This window comes from Pseudoalteromonas sp. NZS100_1, from assembly GCF_015864285.1.
Taxonomy (GTDB): domain Bacteria; phylum Pseudomonadota; class Gammaproteobacteria; order Enterobacterales; family Alteromonadaceae; genus Pseudoalteromonas; species Pseudoalteromonas arctica.
On sequence record NZ_JADYXN010000059.1, the window covers coordinates 1 to 5,234 of the forward strand.

Genomic DNA, 5,234 nt, shown 5'->3' on the forward strand with positions numbered 1-5,234 from the left:
GCCGAATAATTACCGAAATAACTATTCTGTTGGTCACTCAGTTTTCAATTGAGACTCTAATTTGTTTGCCTCGCTACCTAAGTAGGTTGGCTGTTAGAACTCAATCTGTACGAGTGCCCACACAGATGATTGCTTTATATTGTTAAAGAACGTTTTGAGTCGCTTTAGCGTCTCAAGGGATGCGAATAATACACCCTTTATTTTTCGAGTCAACACTTAGTTTTAAACTTTCTTTCGACAATTTAAAACCGAAGTTTTATTTAACTCTCTGAGTAGTTCGTGCCTCGCTATGCTTCGGCGTTTCCCGTCTCAGTGGGGTCGCATTATAGGGAGATTCGAGCGGGGGTCAATGTTTTATTTCAGCTTTTTGACAATTAAATGAATTTAGTATGAAAGCTATACAAATAAAGGGCTGCAGAGCTTTTTCTGCCTATTAAACAACCAACATATGAGCAGTTAAACTATCTGCATAGATAAAACTACAATATTAGGTGCTGTTAGGCTAAGCCAACTACATTTTTTAGTTGGCGTTTAATAAAGTATTACGTATGCCGTTAATTAAAAACTATAATTAAAGCCTGCGTAATAGCGTCGTCCTGAATAGCTTGAGTTAAGTAATCGTGCATCTGTATCATCACCTAAACGCGTTACCGATTCCGACTTAGTTAAATTAATAACAGCAGCTGTTAAGCTTAGCCCTTCATACAAATTAACCGATGCATTAACATCAACCTGTTCGTATGGATCTTGATATACATTTAACCCACTATTAATGCCTAATACTGTCTCCCCTCGTTTGTTATATGAAGCGCGCACATTAAAAGCGTCACCTTCATAATAAACAGAGGTGTTGTACTGATACTTTGCACTGCCTATTAATGCCGACTGACCAAACTCTTTACCATTTACGGTTACATCTGCTTTGTTAGTTTTGTTATAAGTGTAGTTTGCGTAAAAACCAAAACCATTATCAAACGCATGCTGAATAAATACTTCCGCGCCTTTAGATATTGCATCGGTACCATTACCTACAGTGCTATACGGAGCTATATTAATAGTATCTGCATCAACTATATTATTTTTACCGGCAAAGCTTTGCTCTGCATCTATTATTAGTGGCACAACAAAGTTATCTACTTTCTTATGAAAAAGTGCCAATCCAACCGCAGAACCCTTTGCATAATAATACTCAATAGATAAATCAGCTTGCACCGATTCAAATGGCTTCAAGTTTTTATTACCACCACTGCCGCTAAAACCTGGCTGTTCATTAAATGCAGCTCTATCATTTGCCCATTCATCCGATACAAACGTAATACGCTGCTGCGCACCTAAATCGCTGTAATCAGGACGAGACATTACTTTTGCTATTGCCCCACGAATAACTAAATCGTCAGTTGCATCCCACGCTATATTAAAGCTTGGTAGTATTTGAGTGTCTTCGTTTTGCTGAGTGACTAATTGATAGTCTTCTACAAAGCGTGCATCACCAGTTACTGGCTCGCCTGTTTCATCATTTGTGTGATCTAATTGGTAGGTATATAAGTCGGTAGATGAAGTAAATGTTTTTGTTTGCACAACACGCACGCCAAAATTACCTCTTACTTCACTAAATTCAAAATCGCCTTGTATATAAAAAGCAGATATCTTCTCTTCAATGTCGTAAACAAAGTTATCTTCAATGCGTGTATAAGGTACATAGTTAGCAGTGACCATATCGCGGTATTTGTCCCAGTCGATACTTGGCATTTGGTTTATATCAAAACCCCCTACTATATTACTCTCACTTGTAAATACATTTTGAGCTAATGGCATTCCACCATTCCATTGGTAGCTATCAAAACGATTAATACCTTGCTCGCTTGCTTCGCCCGCAGCAATATCAAAATTAGGATCTAAAAAGAAGGTATTACCAGTTTCACGATGAAGCGTGGAGTTACGGTATTTAACACCGGTTCTAATTGTTTTTAAAAAGCCCCAATCAACATAAAAATCCACATCAGCTTGGTAATAATCTTCTTCTAACTCACTGCGTACAAAACTTGAGTTTGAAGAGCCCGCATCACGACCGCCTCCAATTCCATTTTGCAAGTTAGCTAGTGTATTTGGGTCAATATTAAGTGACACATTATTTTGGTTGAGTGACCAGCCTGCCATTTGAGCAGCATTTTGAATAGCAGTGGCGTTTTCGCCCGCGTTTGAGCTTTTATATGCAGCTTCCCAGCTTTCTTCCGGCCCCCCTTCTGATTTTGTATTACCCACGACAAAGCGCGCTTTAAAATTATCGCCTTCATAAGTTAAATTAAAATCAAAAGTATCGGAGGTAGATTCTTCGCGCACATAACTGCCGCGCATCCACGGAAGCTGCATATCACTTTCAATACCGCTTGCCATCGCATCGTATTGCATACCAGTGACAATAGTGCCCGACTCATCAAGATTTACATCAGTTAAAAAATCAGAATTTAAAGACCACTCAGGTATATCAATCACAGATTCTGTTCTGTCTTGCCCGAGCGTAAAGCCAAAGTAATTAAATCCAAGCTCTAAACGATTTGTTGGTCGCCATTGCGTACTAAATTGAATTCCTTCACGCTCACGTTTTTCGTTAAGAACTGAACCTCGCACAACTTGTGGAAACCAAACTCCATCGTAACTGTTTCCGTTTGCATCATTAATAGTATCCCAGCCGTTATTGTTATCAACTGCGTTACTGTTTATATCTGAAGGTTGTCCACCGCCAGTGTAGCGCCATACATTTGCATCAGTTCCGCCCGAAAGAGTTCGGTTTGTCCGCTCCTGATACGTATAGCCTACCAATACACCGAAGTCTTCGTCATCGTTTTTCCATGAATATAAACCCGTAAACTGTGGTTCGTATTCTTTTGTAACATCAGCGTAAGTACTCTCTACATTAAATACACCTGAGTTTGCATCCATACTTAAAGGTTTTCGGCTATGCATTAATACAGTACCACCAACCCCACCTTCATCTAAGCGTGCCTCTGGCGATTTATAAATCTCGACACTTTCAATCATCGAAGACGGTAACAAAGCATAGTCAAATGAACGCGAAGGTTCACCCGGGGAAGACGCAATAAAATTACCATTAAGCTGTGTAAAAGTAAGTTCTGATGATAAACCACGAATACTGACTGACGAACCTTCCCCACCATCACGCTCAATTACCACACCGGGTACACGCTGAAGAGAGTCTGCTACATTTTTATCAGGGAATTTTCCAATATCTTCAGCGGTAATTGCATCAACCACAGAGCCTGACATACGTTTTACATCTAAGTTTTCGGCCATGCTTGAACGGATACCACGTACTTCTATTACTTCTATATCTTTTGTGTGCTGCGAGTTTTCGTTTTCTTGCGCTGCAAAAGCACACGTAGAACCCAAAACAGAAAAAATTGATACATAAAGTGATGACTTACAAAACGTTGAAAAAGGGAAAGGGTATATACTTGCTAATATCATGTGAGAGGTTGTTCCATTTAAATCTGCTCATAAAACTAAAGCGAGAAGTTAGTCCTTTTACGTAAACTATTTACGTAATGGCAAAAATTGTTCCTAATTTTACACAGCCAAACTTAATGGTTTGTTAACCAACAATATAAAATCGAGTGGATCCTCTTTTAACTGTATTTATACCTATTAAATGAAAGTTAAAACCCAGCCCACACATCAAAGCCGCTCTTAATTAACAAACTAAGAGAGGCTTTGCTGTGTTTAATAGCTTGATAAAATAATTACAGTGGGTAAATCATCATAAAGTGTATATAGAAAACGAAGGTGTATAATTAGGAGATGTAGTCAGCAGCTTACATTTTAAAAAGCAAAGCTGCCGAATGATATTTAAAAAGTAGAAAACCCTAAAGAACAGATGACTTTTCAAGTGTAGCAATAACCTCTGAAAGCTCGAGTAATGTAGGCTTTCCACCGTGATAGTTAGTATCTATATGGTAACTATTGCCAACCCAGAAAGGTGCTTTAGTTGAGTTATGTCCATGTATTGAAAAGTCGACTCCATGACTTTTAACTACCTTATTTTGTTTAACTACTTCGCGATCCCACAATAGAGATTGCACAGTCACCGATTTATCATCAGGATAATTTTCCCAATCCCACGATTGCGGAAATGTATGAGACAACCCAATTTTATAACCGCGATATTCAAGTACTATCGAAAGCGGCTTTGTTAGTAACTCATTACACATAACATCGAGCTTTTCACTCGATACATACTTATGCCAATTGCCACCATTGTCCGTCCATAATTTAAAAGCGGCAGCATCATTACTTAATAATGACTCCAGCATTAAATGCTCATGATTACCTAATATCAAACATGCCTTAATTTCGTGTAAGTACGTAAATAAATCATATGTTTTATCCCCGCGATCAACAAAATCGCCTAGGCAAAACAAAGTATCTCTTTCAGGGGTAAAATTTACGTTATTAAGTGCGTTTTTTAAGGCCGGTAAATCACCATCAAGATCGCCAATTACAAACACTCGGCACTCATCATTAATAAATATTGCTTGTTTTGAAGATACAGCCTGAATAGCGTTAATACCTATATGCAAAATAGACTCCTATAGAATGCAATCTAAAACTTAGATTAATACTTGAGTTTATAAAGCCTTAAGGTAACACAATATAATTGATAATTAATGAAGGTAATAAAATTTGATTGAAACTAAAAATGCATGACAGCGGACTTTAACTACAAGCTAAATAAGTAATGTAGATAGTTTTTAGCCAATAGTAAAAAGCGGCTTAGCAAAATACCTGAACAAGTTATAAGTTCGTTAGCAGCACAAACTTATCAGCCAGCTCATCTAAACTTTCACGCTTATTAGGATCGGGCTTTATACAGTCAATAGGGCAAACACTTACACAAGTAGGTTTATCATAATGCCCTACACACTCAGTACATTTACTTGCATCTATTTGGTATATTTTAGCGCCCATATAGATAGCCTCATTAGGGCACTCTGGGTCACACATATCGCAGTTAATGCATTTACTATTTATGAGTAGAGCCACTTTTTAGCCTTTCCAATTAAAGTTCATATAAAACAAAAAATGAAAAAATAGAACATTTACTGCTTTATTTTAAATTATATGATTAACAGCGTTAAATTAGGTAGTGTTTAGAAATCTGTGTCATTTCAGTATTATTAAGAAAACAGGAGTGACACATGACTCAATCTTTCGATTTC

General features: G+C 37.6%; 3 protein-coding genes. All 3 read right to left on the bottom strand.

The genetic code is table 11. From position 1 onward, the window contains the following. Positions 1-558: 558 nt before the first annotated feature. A complete protein-coding gene (locus I6F66_RS20255) occupies positions 559-3,486 on the bottom strand; it encodes a TonB-dependent receptor (protein WP_197209649.1) in 2,928 nt (975 codons plus the stop codon). A gap of 395 nt (positions 3,487-3,881) precedes the next feature. Next, positions 3,882-4,595, bottom strand: coding sequence for a metallophosphoesterase (locus tag I6F66_RS20260; RefSeq protein ID WP_197209650.1), 714 nt, complete (start codon positions 4,593-4,595; stop codon positions 3,882-3,884). Positions 4,596-4,809: 214 nt separating this feature from the next. Beyond that, positions 4,810-5,058, bottom strand: a complete 249-nt coding sequence (locus I6F66_RS20265) for a YfhL family 4Fe-4S dicluster ferredoxin (RefSeq protein WP_165728747.1) — start codon at positions 5,056-5,058, stop codon at positions 4,810-4,812. Positions 5,059-5,234 lie beyond the last annotated feature (176 nt).

What these genes read in the sequence shown, in the direction of transcription:
- I6F66_RS20255 (WP_197209649.1), bottom strand. Translation starts at nt 3,486, where the DNA reads ATGATATTAGCAAGTATATACCCTTTCCCTTTTTCAACGTTTTGTAAG.